The sequence below is a fragment of the Stappia sp. ABD4_338 genome, assembly GCF_056312175.1.
The window spans coordinates 3,668,709-3,689,798 of the sequence record NZ_CM149982.1; the positions used below are offsets into that span (position 1 = coordinate 3,668,709).

Consider the following 21,090-nt stretch of genomic DNA (forward strand, 5'->3'; position numbering starts at 1 on the left):
CGCGCCTGTCCTCCTCTTGACACCTCGACGAGGCGGCCCGGCACGCCGCAAGGACACCGGACGGCCCGCGCCACGCGGCGGTTCGGGCGGTTGTCAGCCAAGCCGATACGCCAGATCGACACGCATGACAAGCGCGCCGCCATCCCCTTCGCTTGCCTGGTAATAGGCCTTGCGTTCGCCGACCTTGCGAAATCCGAGACGGCGATAGAGAGCAAGGGCCGCGTCGTTCGCTGCGTCCACCTCGAGAAAGAGCGAGGCGACCCGCTCGCCATACAGGCGATGCAGCACGGCCCGCATGAGCCGGCCGCCGATCCCCCGGCCGCGCTGGCGCGGCTCCACGGCAATGGTGAGGATCTCCCCCTCGTCGGCCGCCACCCGCACGATGACGAAGCCGAGCGGCGCACGTGTCCCGAAGTAGCTCGCACGTCGTGCCTTGAGAACGGTTACGCCCGGCTGTGCCGCCAGCCGCGAAATCTCGTCCGCCGACCAGCCGATGGGAAAGGCGCGCTCATGCAGGTCGGCAAGCGCGTCGAAGTCGTCCGAAACGGCTTCCTCGATCACCGGCTCGGGCGTGGAAAACCACCACGGGATCATGCCAGCAGCCTCTCGTCGCGAACGGCGGGACGGGCATCGGGCGGACGCAGGTAGACCGGCTCGGGCCGGGCCGTGTCGCTGTCCGCGCGCGCGCCGAGGCGGGCAACCGCAGCTATATCGGGATACCCCGTCTCTCCGAGCACGATAGGCGGATTCGCCGGATCGGCGCAGGCAAGAACCGCGGTCGCGCCGCTGCCGAAGATCCGGTCTCCAGGCGCAAGCCGCGCGGCAAGCCCCGCCGCCGTTTCCACGCCGGGAGCCGCCAGGGGCTGGCCGTCGCCCGAGAACGACTGCGCATAGACCTCGCCGCCCTTCGCGGCCAGGACGACATGCAGAGACTGGTTCGCGGACAGCGTCTCAAGGGTGCGGGCCTGTTCGGCCATGGCCGCGAGCGTGGTGACACCGACAGCCGGCGCGCGGACTACAAGCGCAATCCCGCGCGCGGCGGAGAGCCCGACGCGAAGCCCGGTGAAGCTGCCCGGACCGGTAGTGACGACGATCCGGTCGAGGGAGGAGAACACGGTTCCGGCCTCGGCCATCACCTCGCCGATCATCCCCATCAGCCGCTCGGCATGACCACGCCCGAGCAGCTCGCTCGCGCACGTAAGGCGCGCGGCCTCTCCCTCGCCATCCAGAACGGCAACGGAACAGGCCTCCAAGGCGGTATCTATGGCTAGCAGGCGCATGAGAGAAGAAAACCAGTTCGCGGCACGGCCGTCGATGAGACCAAATGACCAGAGGTGGCGGCCACGCGGGCCCAACGGGAGAAACCTGCCCTTAATCGAGCCGGCACCGCACGGCAAGGCGAAACCGTTCGCGTCCACCGGGCGGCGGAACGAAAAAGGCCCGGCTCACGGGCCGGGCCTTGTCGCGATGAGCAACCTCGTCACGCTTACATCGCGCGGACTTCCTCCACCTCGGGCACGAAATGGCGCAGGAGGTTCTGGATACCGTGCTTCAGCGTCGCCGTGGACGAGGGGCACCCCGAGCAGGCCCCGCGCATGGACAGATAGACGACCCCGTCGCGGAACCCGCGGAAGGTGATGTCGCCGCCATCCTGGGCAACCGCCGGGCGCACGCGCGTCTCGATCAGCTCCTTGATGGTCTCGACGGTCTCGCCGTCGGCATCCTCGAAGAACTCCTCGTCACCGGTCTCGCCGCCCGCCGTTGCCATGACCGGCTGGCCGGACATGAAGTGTTCCATGATCGCGCCGAGCACGGCCGGCTTGATATGCTGCCAGTCCACGTCGCCCTTGGTGACGGAAATGAAGTCGTGGCCGAAGAAGATGCCCTCGATCCCCTCGACGGAGAAGAGCTTCTCGGCAAGCGGCGATGTGCTGGCATCCTCCGCCTTGCGGAAATCCATCGTCCCCTCGGACAGCACGATGCGCCCGGGAAGGAACTTCAGCGTCGCCGGATTCGGCGTGGCTTCTGTCTGAATGAACATGATCGTCATCCTCGTTGACGGCATCCGCCGTCGTCGTTCGCGGCAGGCTCGGCCCAGGTTTGAGCCGAGCGCCTAAGGGAAGCGAACGCGGATGCCCCGCGTTGCGGTCGCTTGTTGGCCCCATTATAGGGCTCTCGGGCCTCCGAGACCAGATTGGAATTATTCCAGACTGAAGATTTCCGCAGGGAAGGCGCCGCCCGCGGGAACGATGGAGGGGTCAGGCCAGGGCGGCGATCGATTCGTCGTCGAGCGTGCCGGGCACGATGGTCACGGGGATCGGGAAACTGCCGGCGCCCTTGCCGGCGATCGCGGTCACGAGGGGCCCCGGCCCCTCCGTGTCGCTGCCGGCGGCCAGCACGAGGATGGCGATGTCGGCGTCTTCCTCGATGAGGGCGAGGATTTCCTCCGAGCGATTTCCCTCCCGCACGGTCTGCTCGGGCTCGGTACGCGCGACCGCGCGCACCCTGTCCGCTGCGCGCGAGAGATGCGTCGAGGCTTCCTCATGCGCCTCGGCGCGCATGATGTCCTCGACGCCTATCCAGTGCTGGAAGTCGCCGGGCGCGACGACATAGAGCAAGACCACCGTTCCACCCGTGCGCTCGGCACGTTTGGCTGCGTAGAAAATGGCGCGGTCGCATTCGCTCGTGTCGTCGACGACGACGAGGAACTTTCGCTTGTGACCGTCCTCGAAGCTCTTTCGGATAGCTACCATGGATCAATGCTGCCACCGCCCCGGCAGTGCTGCAAGCGGCATCGCACGGGGCGGGAGGCACCGCCTCCCTAGAGAATGAAACGCGACAGATCGATATTCTTCGCGAGTTCGCCGATGTTCTCGCGCACATAGGCGCCATCGATCACCACCGCTTTCTCGCCGAGATCCGGAGCGGTGTAGGAAATCTCGTCGAGAACGCGTTCCATCACCGTCTGCAGGCGGCGGGCACCGATGTTCTCCACCGTCGAATTAAGATCGACGGCGATGGTGGCGAGTTCCTCGATCGCGTCCTCGGTGAACGTAAGTTCCACCCCTTCCGTCTTCATCAGCGCCACATACTGCTTGATGAGGCTCGCTTCCGTATCGGTGAGGATGGCGCGGAAATCGTCCCTGGTAAGCGCCTTCAGTTCGACACGGATCGGAAGGCGCCCCTGGAGCTCCGGCAGGAGATCGGAGGGCTTGGCGACGTGGAAGGCGCCCGAGGCGATGAAGAGCACGTGGTCGGTTTTGACCGGTCCGTGCTTGGTCGAAACGACCGTCCCCTCGATCAGCGGCAGCAGGTCACGCTGCACGCCCTCGCGCGAGACGTCCCCGCCGGAGCGTTCGCCCCGCGCGCAGATCTTGTCGACCTCGTCCAGGAAGACGATGCCGGAGTTCTCCACCAGATGGATGGCTTCCTCGATCACCTTGTCCTCGTCGAGAAGGGCATCCGCCTCCTGCTCGATGAGGACCTGATAGCTTTCGCTCACGCTGATGCGGCGCGGCTTGGTCTGTCCGCCCAGCGCCTTGCCCAGCATGTCGGAGAGATTCATCACACCGACGCTGCCGCCCGGCATGCCCGGGATCTCGAAGCCCGGCATCTGCGGCTGCGCCTTCACCTGGATCTCGATCTCGCGGTCGTCCAGTTCGCCCGCACGCAGCTTCGTGCGGAAACTGTCGCGGGTCGAAGGGCTGGCATTCTTGCCCACGAGTGCGTCGAGAACCCGCTCCTCGGCCTGAAGGTGCGCCTTGGCCTCCACCGACTTGCGCTTGGCCGTGCGCACCAGTGCAATGCCGGCCTCGACGAGATCGCGGACGATCTGGTCCACATCGCGGCCGACATAGCCGACTTCCGTGAACTTGGTCGCCTCGACCTTGACGAAGGGCGCATTGGCCAGTTTCGCCAGACGGCGTGAAATCTCGGTCTTGCCCACGCCGGTCGGTCCGATCATGAGGATGTTCTTCGGCATCACCTCCTCGCGCAGCCCTTCATCGAGCTGCTGGCGGCGCCAGCGGTTGCGCAGCGCGATGGCGACGGCGCGCTTGGCGTCCTTCTGGCCGATGATGTGCCGGTCCAGTTCAGAGACGATCTCGCGGGGAGAGAGTGTGGTCATGAGCGTGTCTTTCCCTCGATGAAGCTAATCGAATGCCGGAACGCAGCGGGCCACCGGCCCGATCGCGAACGGTCGTGCGATCCGCCGGCGCACATGCGACCAAGCGGATCCGAGAACGAGAATGAAGCCGCCGAGCAGCACCATGGTAAGAGCCAGAACGGTCTCTTCGGACGCCGCTGTCTCCGCCAGAAGACGGCCGACCGCATATCCGAAATAGCCCAGTCCGGAGACGAGCAGCGCGCGCCGGTCGACGACGAGCGCCACCAGCGCCAGCACGAGAAAACCGGCGATCATCAGGCCCGCCGACAACACGGTGGTGTTCGCCGGCATCAGGCTCATCAGCGAATGGACGATCATCGGCGCAGCCAGAAGATGCAGCCAGAACGCCTTGTCGCTGGCAACCGTCACGCGCTCCCTGTCGCGCGCGTCGTAGTACATGGCCAGCGCAAAGCAGGCCAAGCCACCGCCAAGCCAGAACCAGACCGGGTTGCTGTGAAAAACTCCCGGCAGGGCCGCCTCGACGAAGACGGCAGCCAGAAACACCAGCGTTCCGGCCACGACGGCCGTCCCCACTGGAACGCGGAAACGCCAGTAGTGCAGGGCACCGCCGGCAAAGCCCACGAACGCAGGCACCAGCATGAGCGGCGATGCCGGCTCCTGTGAAAGCGCTCCTCCAAGCCCGGGCGCCCCGCTTGCAAGCCCGATGGCTGCAAAGAGAAACGTCGGGGCGAATGTCACGGAAAGGACGAAGGACGGCAGCGCCAACCGCATCCGCCGCGCGAACACCTCCGACAGCACCCAGATCGCGGCCGCGATCGTTCCGGCGGCGAACCAGAAGGGATCCGCCCCCCGCAATGCCGCGCCAAGTCCGAACAGGAGCACCAGGATGCCGATGGTGATGAAAATGTCGTGGAAGCCACGCGCGAACCGCACTTCCTCGGCGTCCACATGGCGCAAGGTGTCAACGGCGTGGTGTTCCGCCGCCGCAGCGCCCGCGTTGTCGGGCGCCTCCCAGAAGACTGCCAGTTCCTCGGCCTGACCAGCGGACAGGATACCCGCATCCACGGCCCGCGCGAGCCGCGTCCGGTCAAGCGGCGCAACATCGCGTGAAAGGATGGCCTCAGTCGGCATCAAGCGTCTCGACCGTCAGGTTCCCGTTCGTATAGACGCAAATGTCGGCGGCGATCGCCATCGCCTTGCGGGCAATCTCCTCGGCGGAAAGCTCCGTGTCGGCGAGCGCGCGCGCGGCCGACAGCGCGTAGTTGCCACCCGAGCCGATGCCCATGACACCGCCTTCCGGCTCCAGAACGTCACCGGTTCCCGTCAGCACCAGGGAAACGGACTTGTCGGCGACCAGCATCATCGCCTCGAGCCGGCGCAGGTAACGGTCCGTGCGCCAGTCCTTGGCCAGTTCCACGCAGGCACGCATGAGCTGGCCCGGATACTGCTCGAGCTTGGCTTCAAGGCGCTCGAACAGGGTAAAGGCATCGGCGGTCGCGCCCGCGAAGCCGGCGATGACGTCGCCTTTCGCCAGCGGGCGCACCTTGCGTGCCGTGCTCTTGATAACCGTCTGGCCGAGCGAAACCTGCCCGTCGCCGGCGATCACCACCTTGCCGCCCTTGCGGACGCTCAGGATGGTGGTTCCGTGCCAGCCGGTGGGGTCGTCCTGCGCGTGCATCCTCGCCTCGTTTCTCGTAGCGACCGGCGCGGGGAACGCGCCGGCATCTCCAGAGGGCCTATGTAAGGGGCATGGCGGCGAATGCAAACAGCCGGGATGTCGCGCCTTCAGTCCCGCAGGCGAATTTCGTCGATCAGCCGGCGCACCATCGTCTGCAGCATCTTCGAGGCACGCTCGTTGGTGAGTTCGCCGTGCTCGTCAAAGGCCGACCCGGCCGCGGGCACGGTGATCATGTCGGGGATGACGAGCGCGCCAAGGCCGATTTCCATGATCGTGCGCAAGCCCATCAGCCCCCGCATCCCGCCAAGCGCGCCAGGAGATGCCGCGCCAAGCGCGAAAACCCTGTCCTTGAAGGCGGAGGCCGGCGCCTCGCCCTGCTCCGACTGACGCGACACCCAGTCGAGCGTGTTCTTCAGCAGCGGCGTCACGGCGGTGTTGTATTCCGGCGAGGCGATGAAGACGCCGTTGTGGCGCTGGAACTGGGCCTTGAGCTTGCGGGCGGCCTCGGGAAGGCCCTTTTCCTTTTCCAGATCCTGGTCGAAAATCGGCATGGGATAATCGGCGAGGGAAATCTGGGTCACCCTGGCATCGGCAAGCGCCGCATGCTTGGCCACCAGGCCGGCAAGCTGGGTGTTGTAGGACCCGGCGCGAATCGAACCGGAGAGAACGAGAATCCGAACGTCTTTCATGGCGTTCCTTTCTTGACGTTGCACCTGCGCCGGAAACTGCCGGACGCGAGGAGGGTGCGGCCCGGCAGAAAGCCCAGCACGTACGGAACGCAATGACCAGAGAGAAGTTCGACAAGATTTGCGCGGAACTCACCTCCACCACCCATGTGGTGCAATGGGGCGGGGCATCGGTATGGAAGGTTGGCGGCAAGATCTTCGCGATCTGCTCGAACTGGGGCGAGGGTCAGCGCGATGCCGTATCGTTCAAGTGCTCCGAACTCAGCTTCCGCATCCTGACCGACCTGCCCGGAGTGGTGCCCGCCCCCTATCTGGCGCGGGCATCCTGGGTGCAGGTCCGAGACGCCTCGACGCTCGACGAGGAGGATCTCGCCGTCCATATCGCCGAGGCGCACCGGCTTGTGGCGAGCCGGCTCACGCGGGCCAGGCGCGCCGAACTGGGGCTCGCCTGAACGGCCCCTGCCCGGACGCGCTCGCGTGCCCGCGTCAGATCGGATTCACCAGACGGACCGGGCGGCCCGGCGCCAGCTCCGACGCCGCCGCGACGATGGCATCGGAATCGATCCCGAAATGATGGTGCAGGTCGGCAATCGTGCCGGTCTGTCCGAAATGCTCGACGCCAAGCGCCGCCGTGCGATGGCCGCACACGGAACCGAGCCAGCCAAGCGTCGCCGGGTGGCCGTCCAGCACGGTGATGAGCGTGCAGTGGGCGGGAAGCCCGGACAGCAGCCGCTCGATATGGCTCATGGCACCGCGCGCGCCGCGCTTGCGCATCCGCATGGCCGCGTGCCATCCGGCGTTCAGGCGATCGGCGGACGTCACGGCGAGAACGCCGATGTCGCGCCGGTCCCCGCCGATACGGCCCGCCGCCTCGATGGCCTCCGGTCCGACCACGCCCTGGTAGGCGATCACGACCTCGCAGTTCGGACCCGGTTCGCGCAGCCAATAGGCGCCGTCGATGACCCCCCGGCGAAACGCCTCGTCCTCGCGGCGCATCGGCTGCTCGATCGCCCGTGTCGACAGGCGCAGATAGACCGAACCGCCGGTCTCGTCGCGCAGCCAGGTGCGCTCGTCATGAACGGCATCCCCGTCACGCTGAAGGTAGTCGAAGCTCCAATCCATGATGACCGAAAGCTCGTCCAGCCAGCACGGCTCGAAGGAGGCGAGACCGTCCTGGCTCATGCCGATGAGCGGCGTGCCGACCGACTGGTGGGCCCCGCCTTCGGGAGCGAGCGTCACACCGGACGGCGTCCCCACCACCATGAAACGGGCGTCCTGGTAGCAGGCATAGTTCAGTGCATCGAGGCCGCGCGAAATGAAGGGGTCGTAAAGCGTGCCGATCGGGATCAGCCGCTCGCCGAACAGCGAATGCGACAGGCCCGCCGCTCCCAGCAGCAGGAACAGGTTCATCTCCGCGATGCCGAGTTCGATGTGCTGGCCTTCCGGAGAGAAACCCCACTTCTGCGTCGAGGGAATGCGCTCGTCTCGGAAGGTGTCGGCGACCGCGTCGCGGGCGAACAGGCCGCGCCGGTTAACCCAGGGGCCGAGATTGGTGGACACCGTCACGTCCGGCGAGGTGGTGACGATGCGCTCGGCCAGGGGATCGTCGGACTTCGCCAGGTGGTCGAGAATCTTGCCGAAACCGGCCTGGGTGGACAGCACCTTGTCGTCGAGGAAAATCGCTCCCGGCGCCGGGATCCGGGCCGCGCTGTGCCGGCGCGCGCCCGCGGCGAAGAAGGGCGTCTGCGATATGAAGCGCGAGAACTCCGCCTCACCGATGTCGAGACCTTCCGCCGGGTCCCACTCATGCCCCTCACGCACGCCCATGGCCTTGCGGAAGCCATCCATCTGCGTCGGGGTCATCAGGCCCGCGTGGTTGTCCTTGTGGCCCGCGAGCGGCGTGTTCCAGCCCTTGATCGTGTAGGCCACGAAGGCCACCGGACGATCATGCAGGGCCTGTTCGGCGAAAACCTCGCTCAGCGTCTCGACGCAATGGCCGCCGAGATTGGTCATGAGCTCCTGCAACTGCTCATCGGACCGGCGCCCGATCAATGCGCTGACGTCCCCCTGGTCGCCGATGTCGTCCTGCAGGCGCTTGCGCCACGCGGCACCGCCCTGGAATGTCAGGGCGGAATAGAGCGCATTGGGGCAGGTGTCGATCCACTCGCGCAGCCGTTCGCCACCCGGCTCGGCAAAGGCCTCGCGCTGCAGCGCGCCGTGCTTGATGCGCACCACATCCCAGCCGAAGGCGCCGAAGATCGCCTCGATACGCCCGGCCAGCCCCTCGCGGACGACGCCGTCGAGGCTTTGGCGGTTGTAGTCGATCACCCACCAGGTGTTGCGCAGATCGTGCTTCCAGCCTTCCTGAAGCGCCTCGTAGACATTGCCCTCGTCGAGCTCGGCATCACCGACCAGCGCCACCATGCGTCCCTCGGCGAGATCGGGATTGAAGCTGTGCGCGGAAATATAATCCTGCACCATGGACGAGAAGGCCGTGATCGCGACCCCGAGCCCCACCGAACCGGTGGAGAAGTCCACGTCGTCGATGTCCTTGGTACGGCTGGGATAGGACTGCGCACCGCCATAGGCGCGGAACGCCTCAAGCTTCTCCCGGGTCTGGAGGCCCGCGAGATACTGCATGGCATGAAACAGCGGCGAGGCATGCGGCTTGACCGCCACGCGGTCCTGCGGACGCAGCGTGGCATAGTAGAGCGCGGTCATGATCGAGACCATCGAGGCACAGGAGGCCTGATGGCCGCCGACCTTCAACGCATCCGCCTTTTCACGCAGATGATTGGCATTGTGGACCGTCCAGCAGGCAAGCCAGAGCAACTTCTTCTCGACGGCCTTGAGCTGGGCCTTGCGCGCTGCGTCCATGGACACTGCCATTTCCTCCCGATAGTTGCGGATGCGCCCGACCCTAACGGGCGCATCCGGGCAATATTTGGTCGATTTCAGGAGGGCGGGAATACAGATCCCGGAATTTTTCTCCCCGTTCGCGCAACTCTCGCGAAAAATACCACCCGACGCAAACGTCAGGCAGCGCGACGCGCAAGACGATCCAGGGCGCCCGCGATATCGTCCGAAATGTCCTGAAGGCTCTCGAGACCGACGGACAGACGCACCAGCCCGTTGGAAATGCCGTGACGTGCCCTTTCCTCCGCCGTGTAGGTGGAATGGGTCATGCTCGCCGGATGCTGTGCCAGCGTCTCGGCATCGCCAAGGCTGACGGCACGCGCGACGAGATCGAGACCGTCGAGGAACGCAATTCCGGCTTTTCTCCCCCCCGCGAGCTCGAAGGCGATCATCCCGCCGAAGCCCGGCATCTGACGCGCTGCCAGGTCATGCTGGGGAAAGGACGCGAGGCCGGGATAGTGAACGGTCGCGACGGCGGGATGGGCCTCAAGCTGTTCCGCGATGGCCCCCGCGCTGGCGCAATGCCGCTCCATGCGCAGTTCCAGCGTCTTCAGCCCGCGCAGCACGAGGTGAGCGGTCAGCGGGGCCATGACGGCGCCCGTCATGTCCTTCAGCCCGACAAGTCGCACCGCCTGCATGTCCGCGCCAGAACCCACGGCAATGCCGGCGACCAGATCGCCATGGCCGCCGAGGTACTTCGTCGCCGAGTGGACGACGATATCCGCGCCGAGCGCGAGGGGCCGCGTCAGAACCGGTGTCGCGTAGGTGTTGTCGACCACCGTGCGTACACCGGCCTTGCGGGCGATTGCGGCAACCGCCTCGATGTCGACGAGACGCATGTTGGGATTTGCCGGCGTCTCGAAATAGACGACCCGGGTCTTCTCCGTGATCCCGGCTTTCACATTTGCCGGATCGCGCATGTCCACGTGGGTTACCGTCACGCCGAAACGTGCCAGCCCGTGATGGAAGAAGGCGAAGGTGCAGCCGTACAGCGTCTCGTCGACGAGGATCTCGTCGCCGGGCGAGAGAAACGTCCACAGCACCGCCGTGATCGCCCCCATGCCCGAGGCGAACCCCAGGGCCGCCTCCCCTTCCTCGAGCGCGGCCATGCGCGCCTCGAGAAGTTCCACCGTCGGATTCGAGATACGGCTGTAGACGTGCCCGGCGCGATCGCCGGCGAACATCTCCCCACCCGCCCCGGCAGTCTCGAAGACGAAGGTGGAGGTCATGTGCACGGGCGGCGTCAGCGCGCCCTCGTTGGCAAGCGGGTCATAGCCATGATGAATGGCGCGGGTGGCGAAGCCTGCGGCACGATTGCGAATCATGATGTCCTCCAGATGCGGTCCGGGGCGAATACGCCCTCTTCACGCGCAGGATAGGATTGTCCAAACGCAGGTTTTCGGCAAAAATCGGCTCGTATAACCTCAATATTGGCAGATACTGCCAGAAGCAGGCCGAACGATGGACGATCTCGACCGCAAAATCCTGCGCGCACTGCAAGCCGACGGGCGCCAGACAATCCAGGAGCTGTCCGAGAAGGTGGGGCTTTCCCCCTCGCCCTGCCTGAGACGCGTGCGAAACCTGGAAAGCACGGGCGTGATTTCCGGCTACGCGGCGATCGTGGACCACGAGGCCTACGGGCTGCCCGTGACGGTCTTCCTGCAGGTGAAGCTCAGTCCGCACACGGAGGAGATCGTCGCCGCCTTCGAACAGGCGGTGGCACGTATCGACGAGATCATGGAATGCTATCTGCTGGCCGGCGACCGGGACTACCTGCTCAAGGTGGTGGTCGCATCGCTGGCCGACTACGAGACATTCATGCGCAGGCGGGTGCACAAGCTGCCGGGCATCGCCTCGCTCGATTCAAGCTTCGCCTTCGGCGAAATCAAGCGCTCGACGGTTCTGCCCGGGTGAGGTGCGTGAGATGCCGGCTCAGCCGCACCGGCGGTACACCCAGACCCGCGCGGGCGGCAGGTTCTTCAGGATCCATCCCGAACGCTGCACGGTGAACAGGTCGGGCTCCGGCGGGATCGGGGGAACCAGCGCGTAGGAAAACTGGATGAAGGGGGCGCCCGCAGGCAACAGTTCGAACGCCTGCATCAGCAGTGCGCGACGTTCCTCCTTCGGTCGCGAAAACAGCGGCATCGAGGACACGATGCCCGACAGGGACGCGTCGGGCATGTCGGCCAGGGTGTCACGCAGCTTGTAGGCATCGCCGCACACGATCTGCATGTCGGGATAGCGACGTCGCAGGAGCTGACAGAAGCTGTCGTTGTACTCCAGCGCCACGACACGAGCCGGCGCGATGTCTCGTTCGAGGATGGCGCGGGTGACGACACCCGTGCCGGGGCCGATCTCCAGAATCTTCCCCGGACGCTCGGGCTCGAGATAACTCGCCATACGTCGGGTGAGATCGGGTCCGGAGGGGCTTACGGCACCGGTGGTCAGCGGATTTTCCGCCCAGTTTCGGATGAAGCGCACCTCGTCCGCGAGCTTCTCCTTGAAACCCTTCACCTTGCGCGCCGACATATCAAGCATGGGCACATGCCCCTTTTCCGGTTTCGTCCAGACTTGATGCCCGGCATGGCGAATTCAAGGCGACAGCCTCAGCCCTGTCCCAGATTATCGATAAAATCCTTCACCTTGGAAAAGAACCCGTGTGACTCCGGGTGGGTTTCCTTGGAGGATTCGCCCTCGAACTCGGCCAGAAGCTCACGCTGGCGCTTGGTCAGGTTCGTGGGGGTCTCGACGGTCACCTGGATGTAGATGTCTCCGTGATGCTGCGAGCGCATCACCGGCATGCCCTTGCCGCGCAGACGGAACTGCTTTCCGGCCTGCGTACCCTCGGGAACCTTGACCCGCGTCATCTCGCCCCCGAGAGACGGCACCTCGAACTGCCCACCAAGCGCCGCCGTGGTCATCGAGATCGGCACGCGACAGTAGAGATCGGCGCCATCGCGCTGGAAGAAGGCGTGAGGCCGGATCGACAGGAAGATGTAAAGGTCGCCGGAGGGACCGCCGCGCAGTCCCGCCTCCCCCTCACCGCCGAGGCGGATGCGGGTGCCGTCCTCGATGCCTGCGGGAATGTTCACCGACAGGGTGCGATTGATGGTCTTGCGGCCGGTTCCCGAACAGCTCTCGCAAGGATCGCTGATGACCTCGCCACGCCCCTGACAGGCCGCGCAGGTGCGCTCGAGCGTGAAGAACCCCTGTGCGGCACGCACACGTCCCGAGCCACCGCAGGTGCGACAGGTGGTGGGCGATGTGCCGGGCTTGGCTCCCGAGCCCGAGCAGGCCTCGCAGGACACCGAGGTCGGAACCACGATCTCGACGGTCTTGCCCGTGTAGGCTTCCTCAAGCGAGATTTCGAGATTGTAGCGAAGATCGGCGCCCCGGTCGCGGCCGCCCGACCTGCGCCCGCCGCCCATGCCGAAGAACTCGTCGAAGATGTCGGACATGGCGGAGGCGAAATCCCCCGGATGACCGCCGCCGCGCGCGCCCATGCCGCCGTTCTCGAAGGCCGCATGACCGAAGCGGTCGTAGGCCGCGCGCTTCTGCCCGTCCTTCAGCGTGTCATAGGCTTCGCTGACTTCCTTGAAGCGGGTCTCCGCGTCCCCGTCGCCCGGATTGCGATCCGGGTGGTACTTCATCGCGAGCTTGCGGTAGGCGCTCTTGAGTTCCTTTTCGTCCGCGTCCCGCGAGACGCCGAGCACTTCGTAAAAGTCGCGCTTTTCCATGGAACCGCCCATCACCTTTCGCCTGCGGGCGGCGTGCTCACCGTCCTGCCCCCGGCGTCTTGTCCCGTGTCCGGCCAGAAGCGCACCCTCATGCGGCATATCGCATGATGCGCGACATGCCCGGCCCCGATACGGCGCCGAGCGCCCGGCGTCGTCGTATCGTGCGTGCCGTCATGCCTTCCCGGACGTCTCCGCCGCCCCGCCAAAGGCGCGCCACCGTTTCCTGGCGACGCGTCGCGGCGGCACCCCGCAGGCGCGATGGCCGCGCCCGGACGTGCCCGCCCCTCCGGCAGACGCGAGAAGGGCCGCGGCCCTGCCCGTTTCCGGGTCAGACCGCGGCCCTTCGTTCATTCGCGTCAGGCCGACTTCTTGTCGTTGTCGTCGTCGTCGCGGACTTCCTCGAAGTCGGCATCGACCACATCGTCATCGGCCTTGGGCTGCTCGCCCTCCTCCGACGCCGCGCCTTCCTCCTCGGACTGGGCGGCCTTGTACATGGCCTCGCCGAGCTTCATGGAGATCTCGGCCAGAGCCTGCGTCTTGGCCTTGATGTCCTCGAGGTCCTCGGTTCCGAGCGCGGACTTGAGCGCCTCGAGCGCCTGCTCGATGGCTCCCTTGTCCTCGGCCGAGACCTTGTCGCCGTAGTCGCTCAGCGACTTCTCGGTCGAATGGACAAGCGCCTCACCCTGGTTGCGGGCCTCGACAAGCTCCTTGCGCTTCTTGTCGTCGTCCGCGTGGGCTTCAGCGTCCTTGACCATCTTCTCGATGTCGGCGTCGGACAGACCGCCAGAGGCCTGGATGCGGATCTGCTGCTCCTTGCCCGTGCCCTTGTCCTTGGCCGACACGTTGACGATGCCGTTGGCGTCGATGTCGAAGGTCACCTCGACCTGCGGCACGCCGCGCGGTGCCGGCGGGATGCCGACGAGATCGAACTGGCCAAGCATCTTGTTGTCGGCCGCCATCTCGCGCTCGCCCTGGAACACGCGGATCGTCACCGCGGTCTGGTTATCCTCGGCGGTGGAGAAGGTCTGGCTCTTCTTCGTCGGGATCGTCGTGTTGCGGTCGATCAGACGGGTGAACACGCCACCCAGCGTCTCGATGCCCAGCGACAGCGGCGTGACGTCGAGCAGCAGGACGTCCTTCACGTCACCCTGCAGCACGCCGGCCTGGATCGCCGCGCCCATGGCCACGACCTCGTCCGGGTTCACGCCCTTGTGCGGCTCCTTGCCGAAGAAGGTGGAGACCACCTCCTGGATCTTCGGCATACGGGTCATGCCGCCGACGAGAACAACCTCGTCCACCTGGCCGGCCGCGATGCCCGCATCCTTGAGGGCCGCCTTGCACGGCTCGATGGTGCGGTTGACGAGATCCTCGACCAGGCTCTCGAACTTGGCGCGGGTCAGCTTCATCGTCATGTGCTTCGGCCCGGAGGCGTCGGCGGTGATGAAGGGCAGGTTGATCTCGGTCTGCGACGAGGACGACAGCTCGATCTTCGCCTTCTCGGCCGCTTCCTTGAGGCGCTGCAGGGCAAGCTTGTCACCCTTCAGGTCGATGCCCTGATCCTTCTTGAACTCGGCCGCCAGGTAATCCACCAGGCGCATGTCGAAGTCCTCGCCGCCGAGGAACGTGTCGCCATTGGTCGACTTCACCTCGAAGACGCCGTCGCCGATCTCCAGGATCGACACGTCGAAGGTGCCGCCGCCAAGGTCGTAAACGGCGATGGTCTTGCCGTCGTTCTTGTCGAGGCCGTAGGCGAGCGCAGCCGCGGTCGGCTCGTTGATGATACGCAGCACCTCGAGACCGGCGATCTTGCCGGCATCCTTGGTGGCCTGACGCTGGGCGTCGTTGAAGTAGGCGGGAACCGTGATGACGGCCTGCTCAACCTTCTCGCCGAGATAGCTCTCCGCCGTCTCCTTCATCTTCTGCAGGATGAACGCGGAGACCTGCGAGGGCGAGTACTTCTCGCCTTCCGCCTCGACCCAGGCGTCGCCATTGTCGGCCTTGACGATCGAGTAGGGCACCAGATCCTTGTCCTTGGCGACCGTCGGGTCCTCGTAGCGGCGGCCGATGAGGCGCTTCACCGCGAAGAGGGTTCCGGTCGGGTTCGTCACCGCCTGGCGCTTGGCCGGCTGGCCGACGAGCCGCTCGCCGTCGTCGTTGAAGGCGACCATCGAGGGCGTGGTGCGCGCGCCCTCTGAATTCTCGACAACCTTGGGGTTCTTGCCGTCCATGACGGCGATGCACGAATTCGTCGTGCCGAGGTCGATACCGATGACCTTTGCCATTTTGTCCTTCCTTTCCAGCAAACCGGTCGGACCCGTTGAGGCATCGGACCGGCTCCTATTCTCGAAACGTCCTGAGAGTGTCGGGGTCCGCCGCGGCTGGCACGGCCGCATCGCGAGACGACCCGGCGACTTGACGTGATCGGTATATAAGTGGGGCCGTCGCGCGCCGCAAGGCTGGCAGGCGACGGCATGTCCCGGTCGAACGCCCCCGCGATATTGCATTGCAGCAGGAATAGGGCTATCGAAGCCCGCAATTCCCTGCGGTCGCGCGGTCCCTGGCCATCGCCTGCGCCCGCCCGAGGCCGGTCAGGTCGCGCCTTCCGGCGCGGCGGTTCCGGCCCCGACCGCACGAGCCCAGAGCGGCCAGACCCCAAGACCACAAAGAGCCCGCACGATCCCCATGTTCAGAATGTCCGCCTATCGCGCCGAGTGGACCGGCAACGTCCGCCGCGACGTGCTCGCCGGCCTCGTCGTCGCCCTCGCCCTCATTCCCGAGGCCATCGCCTTTTCGATCATCGCCGGGGTCGACCCGAAGGTCGGGCTCTACGCGTCGTTCTGCATCGCCGTCGTGACGGCTTTCGTCGGCGGCCGGCCGGGCATGATCTCCGCCGCGACCGCCGCGACCGCCGTTCTGATGGTCACGCTGGTGCGCGATCACGGCCTCCAGTACCTTCTGGCCGCCAGCGTGCTCGCGGGTATCCTGCAGATCGGTGCCGGCTACGCGCGGCTGGGCGCGCTCATGCGCTTCGTGTCCCGCTCGGTGATGACCGGCTTCGTCAACGCTCTCGCCATTCTGATCTTCATGGCGCAGTTGCCCGAACTCATCGACGTTCCGCCGGTGACCTACGTCATGGTCGCCGCCGGCCTCGCCATCATCTACCTCTTCCCGCGGCTCACCACCGCGGTGCCCTCGCCGCTTATCTGCATCCTGGTGCTGACGGCCGTCACGCTCGCGCTCGGCATCGACGTGCGCACCGTGGGCGACATGGGCGAACTGCCGGACACGCTGCCGGTATTCCTGATCCCCGACATTCCGCTGAACCTCGAGACGCTGACGATCATCTTTCCCTATTCGGCGGCGGTGGCGACGGTCGGCCTGCTGGAATCGCTGATGACGGCGGCGATCGTCGACGACCTCACCGACACCCCCAGCGACAAGAACCAGGAGTGCGTCGGCCAGGGCGTCGCGAACATCGCCTCCGGCTTCATCGGCGGCATGGCCGGCTGCGCGATGATCGGCCAGTCGATGATCAACGTGAAATCCGGCGGACGCGGGCGGCTTTCGACCTTTGCCGCCGGCGCGATCCTGCTCGTCCTGATCGTCGCGCTCGGCGACTGGGTCGCCCGCATTCCCATGCCCGCCCTGGTCGCGATCATGATCATGGTGTCCATCGGCACGTTCAGCTGGTCCTCGATCAAGTCCCTGAGGGATCACCCGCGCTCTTCCTCCGTTGTGATGCTCGCCACCGTCGCCGGCGTGCTTGCCACGCACAACCTGGCCATCGGCGTGCTGATCGGCGTGCTGCTGTCGGGCATCTTCTTCGCCGCCAAGATCGCCCAGATCTTCCGCGTGACCTCCGAGCTGTCCGCCGACGGGCGGCTGCGGATCTACCGGGTGGAGGGCCAGGTGTTCTTCGCCTCGGCGGAAGCGTTCCTCTCCTCCTTCGATTTCAAGGAAGTGCTGGACAATGTGACTATCGACGTCAGCCGCGCCCACGTGTGGGATATTTCGGCGGTTGCGGCCCTGGACACCGTGGTGCTCAAATTCCGCCGCGAGGGCGCGAATGTGGAGATCGTCGGTTTCAACAGTGCCAGCGAGACCATCGTCGACAAGCTCGCCATCCACGACAAGCCGGGCGCGCTTGAGCGCCTGATGGGCCACTGATCCGACTGCGGCCGGGAAAGGACAGATCATGCGCAAACTCGTCGCCCTCGTGGACGGATCGCTCTATTCGCACAGCGTGTGCGACCTCGCCGCCTGGATCGCGGAACGCGAGGAGGCGGCCATCGAGCTGCTGCACGTCATTGGCCGCAGACAGGCCGAGGGCGGGGCCGCCAATCTCTCCGGCAGCATCGCCCTTGGAGCGCGCACGACGCTGCTGAAGGAGCTTTCCGAGCTCGACGAGCAGATGGCCAAGGTTGCCACCACACGCGGCCGCGCAATCCTGGAAGACGCCGGAGCCCGGCTCGCGGAGGCGGGCGCGCGCGACGTGTCCACCAAGCTGCGCACCGGGGATATCGTCGACACGCTCGAGGAGAGCGAGGCGGACGCGGAAGCGGTCGTTCTGGGCAAACGCGGCGAGGCGGCCGACTTCGCCCGTATGCATCTGGGATCGAACCTGGAACGCGTGGTGCGCGCGGCGCGCAAGCCCGTGTATGTGGCGGCGCGGGCGTTCCGCCCGATCAAGCGCGTGCTGATCGCCTTCGACGGTGGCCCCAGCAGCCTCAAGGCGGTGGACCACGCGGCCCGCAGCAAGGTCTTTGCCGGCCTCGAGATCCACCTCCTCACGGTTGGCGCCGACACCGGCGAGACGCGCGCGCGCCTGCAGCGCGCGGCGGAGACGCTGGCCGCGGGCGGTCACACACCGCGCGTCGATGTGGTGGCAGGTCAGCCGGAAACCGCGATTGCCCGTGTCGTCGAGGACGAGGGTATCGACCTTCTGGTCATGGGCGCCTACGGGCACTCGCGTATCCGCTCGCTGATCATCGGCTCGACCACGACGGAAATGGTGCGCTCCTGCAAGGTCCCGGTGCTGCTGCTGCGCTGAGCGCGCGCGGCAAGGCGCATCGACGGATGGAAACGGCGGGCGGTCGCGGTATAACCTGCGGCACCCCTTCCACTCCGGCACCCGCCGGACGTCTCACGATTCCACGAGGCAGAGATGACCGTCGACACAGGACCTTCCGCCACCGACAGCCCCGAGGACCTCGAGGCACGGGTCGCCGCCGGCGACCCCTTCGCGATTTTCGGTGAATGGCTCGCGCTCGCGCAGAAGAAGGAGCCGAACGACCCAAACGCCATGGCGATCGCCACGTCGGGAAGCGACGGCCTTCCCGACGTGCGCATGGTGCTGATGAAGGAATACGACGAGCGCGGCTTCGTCTTCTACACCAACACCCAGTCGCAGAAGGGCGGCGAACTGTCCGAGAACATGCAGGCCGCGGGCGTTCTGCACTGGAAGTCCCTGCGTCGTCAGGTCCGGTTCCGGGGGCCGGTCGAGTTCGTCAGCGAGGCGGAAGCGGATGCCTATTTCGCATCGCGTCCGCGTGACAGCCGCATCGGGGCCTGGGCAAGCCAGCAGTCCCGCCCGCTCGAGAGCCGCTTCGCGCTGGAAAAGGCGGTGGCCCGCGAGGCCGCGCGCTTCGGGTTCGGCGAAGTGCCGCGCCCGCCGCACTGGACCGGCTATCGCATCAGGCCGGTCTACATCGAGTTCTGGATGGACCGCCCGTTCCGCCTGCACGACCGGCACATCTTCCGTCGTGCACAGCCGGAGGGCTCCTGGGCGACAGACCGCTTCTATCCCTGACGCGCGACGTCCGAAAAAAGAATCCGCCTGCCGACTTCTTCGTTGCAACCAAATCCGGGCAGGCGCGTTGACTGTGCGAACCCATGACGCGGCCGCTGCTTCCTGCGGCCGCCAGTAGCGGAGGATTTCATGCGCCGCACCGTTTCCATCGCAGGAACAGCCCTTCTCGCCCTTGTCGCGTCGGCACCGTTCGCCGTCGCCCAGAACTCGACGCCGGGCGTCGAGATCGGCAAGCTGACCTGTGCCGTGCAGGACGAGTCGAGCTTCATCGTCGGTTCCACGAATTCCCTGAGCTGCACCTTCCAGCCGGCGCGGGGCGGCCCGCCGACGGTCTATCGCGGCAAGAGCAGCGAGTATGGCCTCGACATCGGAACGCTGGGCAGCGGAACGCTCGTCTGGGGCGTTCTCGCTCCGGCCGCCGACACCGCCCCGGGAGCCCTTGAAGGCACCTATGCCGGAGTTACGGCCGGCGCCAGCCTCGGGGCCGGCCTCAAGGCCAACGCGCTTCTGGGTGGCCTCGACAAGTCCATCGCGCTGAACCCGCTGAGCGTGGAATCGCAGACGGGCACCAACCTGACGCTCGGCGTCACGTCGCTCACGCTGAAGGCGCTTCCCTGATCCTCCCGCGCGGCGCGCCCTCGCCGGGCCTGCAAGCTCCCCTCTCCCAGCGACCGCGCACACGCGCCAGGCCGGCAGCCTCTCCCCCCGGGCTGCCGGCCTCTTTCCGTGACCCTGCCACCCCCTGAGGGAAAAGGTGACAGGAGAGGCGACCGGCGCTACCAAACCTTCATGACAAGCGCGAACACGATGATCGGCGTGCGCCTGAGGCTCGTCTTCGAGCCGGACGCCGCCTTCGGTCCCGGCAAGGCGGACCTGCTCGACGGCATCGCCGAAACCGGATCGATCGCCGCCGCGGGACGCCGCATGGGCATGAGCTACAAGCGCGCCTGGACGCTGGTGGACGCTCTCAACACCCAGTTCTCCAGTCCTCTCGTGAGCAGTTCGCGCGGGGGAGCGGCAGGCGGCGGCGCCCGGCTGACCGAGACCGGAGAACGGGTTCGCGAGCTCTATCGCAGTCTGGAGGCGAAGGCATGCGCCGCCGGAGCGGAGGAGATCGCAAGCCTGCGCGCACTCGCCGGACCGTCAGCCGACCACGATACCTGAGACCGGATCGACATCCCTCGATATATCCAAATGGAAATAACGGTTGCACGCAGGGCGTGCGGAGGCGATATTTCCACGCAGACATATCGAATCCCTCAGGTGTCCGCCCCGCGGCCATCGCCGATCCGGAAGGTCCCGCCATGTTTCCCAGACTTGCCCTCACCCGTTTGCGCCGTCTTGCCGTAGCCCTCTCGCTTGCCGTTGTCGTTCCGGCCGGCGCGAATGTGGCGCATGCGGAGGAGGTGACCGTCTTCGCCGCCGCGAGCCTCAAGACGGCGATGGACGAGATCGCGCCGGCCTTCGCCGCCGAGACGGGAGACAGGCTTGTCGTGTCGCTGGCCGGCAGTTCCGCGCTCGCAAGGCAAATCCAGGCGGGGGCCCCCGCCGACCTCTTCATCTCCGCCAACACCTCATGGATGGACACGCTCGAGCGGGATGGCCTGATCCGCTCCGACACCCGGCGCGATCTTCTCGCCAACTCGATCGTTCTCGTTGCCCATGGCAAGGACGCGGAGAAGGTCACCATCGGTCCGGATCTCGACCTCGCCGGTCTCCTCGCGGAAGATCCCTCCGGGTCCGGACGGCTCGCCATGGCGCTTGTCGAGGCCGTGCCCGCCGGGATCTACGGCAAGGCCTCTCTCGTTTCGCTGGGTCTTTGGGACAGCGTTTCCGCGAAGGTCGCCCAGGCGGACAACGTTCGCGCGGCACTTGCCCTGGTCGCGACCGGCGAAGCGCCCTACGGCATTGTCTATGCCACGGATGCCTCGGCAGAAGACGACGTCTCCGTGGTTGGAACATTTCCCGCCGACAGCCACCCCCCGATCGTCTATCCTGCGGCCCTGACGGGCTCCGCAACCTCGGTTGCGGCGGAGCGTGCGCTCGATTTTCTGAGCGGCGATACGGCCCGCGCCGCCTTCGAGCGGCAGGGTTTCGTCATTCTGGACTGATCGCGCTGAAGGCGAGGCGACGAAAGA

21 protein-coding genes are annotated in these 21,090 nt (G+C 66.3%); 8 read left to right on the top strand and 13 right to left on the bottom strand.

What is annotated here, in order from left to right:
* Positions 1-93 precede the first annotated feature (93 nt).
* From rimI to ACYX4S_RS16510, 8 genes are all read right to left on the bottom strand, one after another.
* The gene (gene rimI / locus ACYX4S_RS16475; RefSeq protein WP_476360984.1) at positions 94-594 is read right to left on the bottom strand and encodes a ribosomal protein S18-alanine N-acetyltransferase; all 501 of its coding nucleotides are present in this window, start codon (positions 592-594) and stop codon (positions 94-96) included.
* Complete coding sequence (tsaB, locus tag ACYX4S_RS16480) at positions 591-1,280, bottom strand: tRNA (adenosine(37)-N6)-threonylcarbamoyltransferase complex dimerization subunit type 1 TsaB (protein WP_476360985.1); 690 nt, start codon at positions 1,278-1,280, stop codon at positions 591-593. Before tsaB ends, rimI begins: the two co-directional genes overlap by 4 nt.
* A gap of 206 nt (positions 1,281-1,486) precedes the next feature.
* Positions 1,487-2,041: a NifU family protein gene (locus tag ACYX4S_RS16485; protein WP_293719280.1), complete on the bottom strand. Its 555-nt coding sequence runs from the start codon at positions 2,039-2,041 to the stop codon at positions 1,487-1,489.
* A gap of 217 nt (positions 2,042-2,258) precedes the next feature.
* The gene (locus tag ACYX4S_RS16490; protein ID WP_422067598.1) at positions 2,259-2,753 is read right to left on the bottom strand and encodes a universal stress protein; all 495 of its coding nucleotides are present in this window, start codon (positions 2,751-2,753) and stop codon (positions 2,259-2,261) included.
* A 68-nt stretch (positions 2,754-2,821) separates the two neighbouring features.
* Entirely contained in the window at positions 2,822-4,126 is a 1,305-nt protein-coding gene (gene hslU, locus ACYX4S_RS16495) for an ATP-dependent protease ATPase subunit HslU (protein WP_422067597.1), read from the bottom strand.
* 24 nt (positions 4,127-4,150) lie between these two features.
* Positions 4,151-5,257 carry a hypothetical protein gene (locus tag ACYX4S_RS16500; protein WP_476360986.1) on the bottom strand — a complete coding sequence of 369 codons (1,107 nt, stop codon included), beginning with the start codon at positions 5,255-5,257 and terminating at the stop codon, positions 4,151-4,153.
* Positions 5,247-5,804: an ATP-dependent protease subunit HslV gene (hslV, locus tag ACYX4S_RS16505; protein WP_293719288.1), complete on the bottom strand. Its 558-nt coding sequence runs from the start codon at positions 5,802-5,804 to the stop codon at positions 5,247-5,249. Before hslV ends, ACYX4S_RS16500 begins: the two co-directional genes overlap by 11 nt.
* Positions 5,805-5,911: 107 nt before the next feature.
* Positions 5,912-6,493: an NADPH-dependent FMN reductase gene (locus ACYX4S_RS16510; protein WP_293719290.1), complete on the bottom strand. Its 582-nt coding sequence runs from the start codon at positions 6,491-6,493 to the stop codon at positions 5,912-5,914.
* A 92-nt stretch (positions 6,494-6,585) separates the two neighbouring features.
* Between ACYX4S_RS16510 and ACYX4S_RS16515 the strand changes: the two genes are divergently transcribed.
* The gene (locus tag ACYX4S_RS16515; protein WP_476360987.1) at positions 6,586-6,942 is read left to right on the top strand and encodes an MmcQ/YjbR family DNA-binding protein; all 357 of its coding nucleotides are present in this window, start codon (positions 6,586-6,588) and stop codon (positions 6,940-6,942) included.
* 34 nt (positions 6,943-6,976) lie between these two features.
* Here the strand turns inward: ACYX4S_RS16515 and ACYX4S_RS16520 are convergent, their stop codons facing one another.
* Both ACYX4S_RS16520 and ACYX4S_RS16525 read right to left on the bottom strand, forming a co-directional pair.
* A complete protein-coding gene (locus ACYX4S_RS16520; RefSeq protein ID WP_422067594.1) occupies positions 6,977-9,379 on the bottom strand; it encodes a 1-deoxy-D-xylulose-5-phosphate synthase N-terminal domain-containing protein in 2,403 nt (800 codons plus the stop codon).
* A 146-nt stretch (positions 9,380-9,525) separates the two neighbouring features.
* Entirely contained in the window at positions 9,526-10,731 is a 1,206-nt protein-coding gene (locus ACYX4S_RS16525) for a methionine gamma-lyase (protein WP_476360988.1), read from the bottom strand.
* Positions 10,732-10,867: 136 nt separating this feature from the next.
* Between ACYX4S_RS16525 and ACYX4S_RS16530 the strand changes: the two genes are divergently transcribed.
* A complete protein-coding gene (locus ACYX4S_RS16530) occupies positions 10,868-11,320 on the top strand; it encodes an Lrp/AsnC family transcriptional regulator (protein WP_476360989.1) in 453 nt (150 codons plus the stop codon).
* A gap of 18 nt (positions 11,321-11,338) precedes the next feature.
* On the opposite strand, the gene ACYX4S_RS16535 is transcribed toward ACYX4S_RS16530, so the two are convergent.
* The 3 genes from ACYX4S_RS16535 to dnaK all read right to left on the bottom strand — a co-directional run bounded on the left by ACYX4S_RS16535 (position 11,339) and on the right by dnaK (position 15,425).
* Complete coding sequence (locus ACYX4S_RS16535; RefSeq protein ID WP_476360990.1) at positions 11,339-11,944, bottom strand: class I SAM-dependent methyltransferase; 606 nt, start codon at positions 11,942-11,944, stop codon at positions 11,339-11,341.
* Positions 11,945-12,012: 68 nt separating this feature from the next.
* Positions 12,013-13,143: a molecular chaperone DnaJ gene (gene dnaJ / locus ACYX4S_RS16540; protein ID WP_293719342.1), complete on the bottom strand. Its 1,131-nt coding sequence runs from the start codon at positions 13,141-13,143 to the stop codon at positions 12,013-12,015.
* Positions 13,144-13,499: 356 nt separating this feature from the next.
* Complete coding sequence (gene dnaK / locus ACYX4S_RS16545) at positions 13,500-15,425, bottom strand: molecular chaperone DnaK (RefSeq protein ID WP_476360991.1); 1,926 nt, start codon at positions 15,423-15,425, stop codon at positions 13,500-13,502.
* Between the two features lie 400 nt (positions 15,426-15,825).
* On the opposite strand from dnaK, the gene ACYX4S_RS16550 reads away from it, so the two are divergent.
* From ACYX4S_RS16550 to modA, 6 genes are all read left to right on the top strand, one after another.
* A complete protein-coding gene (locus ACYX4S_RS16550) occupies positions 15,826-17,310 on the top strand; it encodes a SulP family inorganic anion transporter (RefSeq protein ID WP_476360992.1) in 1,485 nt (494 codons plus the stop codon).
* 28 nt (positions 17,311-17,338) lie between these two features.
* Positions 17,339-18,193 (top strand): universal stress protein, encoded by an 855-nt coding sequence (locus ACYX4S_RS16555; RefSeq protein ID WP_476360993.1) that lies wholly within the window; start codon positions 17,339-17,341, stop codon positions 18,191-18,193.
* Between the two features lie 114 nt (positions 18,194-18,307).
* On the top strand, positions 18,308-18,952 hold the full coding sequence (gene pdxH, locus ACYX4S_RS16560) for a pyridoxamine 5'-phosphate oxidase (RefSeq protein ID WP_476360994.1): 645 nt from the start codon (positions 18,308-18,310) through the stop codon (positions 18,950-18,952).
* A gap of 129 nt (positions 18,953-19,081) precedes the next feature.
* The gene (locus ACYX4S_RS16565) at positions 19,082-19,570 is read left to right on the top strand and encodes a DUF992 domain-containing protein (protein ID WP_422067587.1); all 489 of its coding nucleotides are present in this window, start codon (positions 19,082-19,084) and stop codon (positions 19,568-19,570) included.
* 171 nt (positions 19,571-19,741) lie between these two features.
* Entirely contained in the window at positions 19,742-20,116 is a 375-nt protein-coding gene (locus ACYX4S_RS16570; RefSeq protein WP_293719309.1) for a winged helix-turn-helix domain-containing protein, read from the top strand.
* Positions 20,117-20,256: 140 nt separating this feature from the next.
* The gene (modA, locus tag ACYX4S_RS16575) at positions 20,257-21,063 is read left to right on the top strand and encodes a molybdate ABC transporter substrate-binding protein (RefSeq protein ID WP_476360995.1); all 807 of its coding nucleotides are present in this window, start codon (positions 20,257-20,259) and stop codon (positions 21,061-21,063) included.
* Positions 21,064-21,090 lie beyond the last annotated feature (27 nt).

What these genes read in the sequence shown, in the direction of transcription:
- ACYX4S_RS16535 (WP_476360990.1), bottom strand. Translation starts at nt 11,944, where the DNA reads ATGCTTGATATGTCGGCGCGCAAGGTGAAGGGTTTCAAGGAGAAGCTC.
- ACYX4S_RS16530 (WP_476360989.1), top strand. Translation starts at nt 10,868, where the DNA reads ATGGACGATCTCGACCGCAAAATCCTGCGCGCACTGCAAGCCGACGGG.
- tsaB (WP_476360985.1), bottom strand. Translation starts at nt 1,280, where the DNA reads ATGCGCCTGCTAGCCATAGATACCGCCTTGGAGGCCTGTTCCGTTGCC.
- dnaJ (WP_293719342.1), bottom strand. Translation starts at nt 13,143, where the DNA reads ATGGAAAAGCGCGACTTTTACGAAGTGCTCGGCGTCTCGCGGGACGCG.
- dnaK (WP_476360991.1), bottom strand. Translation starts at nt 15,425, where the DNA reads ATGGCAAAGGTCATCGGTATCGACCTCGGCACGACGAATTCGTGCATC.
- hslV (WP_293719288.1), bottom strand. Translation starts at nt 5,804, where the DNA reads ATGCACGCGCAGGACGACCCCACCGGCTGGCACGGAACCACCATCCTG.
- ACYX4S_RS16570 (WP_293719309.1), top strand. Translation starts at nt 19,742, where the DNA reads ATGACAAGCGCGAACACGATGATCGGCGTGCGCCTGAGGCTCGTCTTC.
- rimI (WP_476360984.1), bottom strand. Translation starts at nt 594, where the DNA reads ATGATCCCGTGGTGGTTTTCCACGCCCGAGCCGGTGATCGAGGAAGCC.
- ACYX4S_RS16500 (WP_476360986.1), bottom strand. Translation starts at nt 5,257, where the DNA reads ATGCCGACTGAGGCCATCCTTTCACGCGATGTTGCGCCGCTTGACCGG.
- ACYX4S_RS16525 (WP_476360988.1), bottom strand. Translation starts at nt 10,731, where the DNA reads ATGATTCGCAATCGTGCCGCAGGCTTCGCCACCCGCGCCATTCATCAT.
- ACYX4S_RS16510 (WP_293719290.1), bottom strand. Translation starts at nt 6,493, where the DNA reads ATGAAAGACGTTCGGATTCTCGTTCTCTCCGGTTCGATTCGCGCCGGG.
- ACYX4S_RS16520 (WP_422067594.1), bottom strand. Translation starts at nt 9,379, where the DNA reads ATGGCAGTGTCCATGGACGCAGCGCGCAAGGCCCAGCTCAAGGCCGTC.
- pdxH (WP_476360994.1), top strand. Translation starts at nt 18,308, where the DNA reads ATGACCGTCGACACAGGACCTTCCGCCACCGACAGCCCCGAGGACCTC.
- hslU (WP_422067597.1), bottom strand. Translation starts at nt 4,126, where the DNA reads ATGACCACACTCTCTCCCCGCGAGATCGTCTCTGAACTGGACCGGCAC.
- ACYX4S_RS16485 (WP_293719280.1), bottom strand. Translation starts at nt 2,041, where the DNA reads ATGTTCATTCAGACAGAAGCCACGCCGAATCCGGCGACGCTGAAGTTC.
- modA (WP_476360995.1), top strand. Translation starts at nt 20,257, where the DNA reads ATGTTTCCCAGACTTGCCCTCACCCGTTTGCGCCGTCTTGCCGTAGCC.
- ACYX4S_RS16490 (WP_422067598.1), bottom strand. Translation starts at nt 2,753, where the DNA reads ATGGTAGCTATCCGAAAGAGCTTCGAGGACGGTCACAAGCGAAAGTTC.
- ACYX4S_RS16565 (WP_422067587.1), top strand. Translation starts at nt 19,082, where the DNA reads ATGCGCCGCACCGTTTCCATCGCAGGAACAGCCCTTCTCGCCCTTGTC.
- ACYX4S_RS16555 (WP_476360993.1), top strand. Translation starts at nt 17,339, where the DNA reads ATGCGCAAACTCGTCGCCCTCGTGGACGGATCGCTCTATTCGCACAGC.
- ACYX4S_RS16550 (WP_476360992.1), top strand. Translation starts at nt 15,826, where the DNA reads ATGTTCAGAATGTCCGCCTATCGCGCCGAGTGGACCGGCAACGTCCGC.
- ACYX4S_RS16515 (WP_476360987.1), top strand. Translation starts at nt 6,586, where the DNA reads ATGACCAGAGAGAAGTTCGACAAGATTTGCGCGGAACTCACCTCCACC.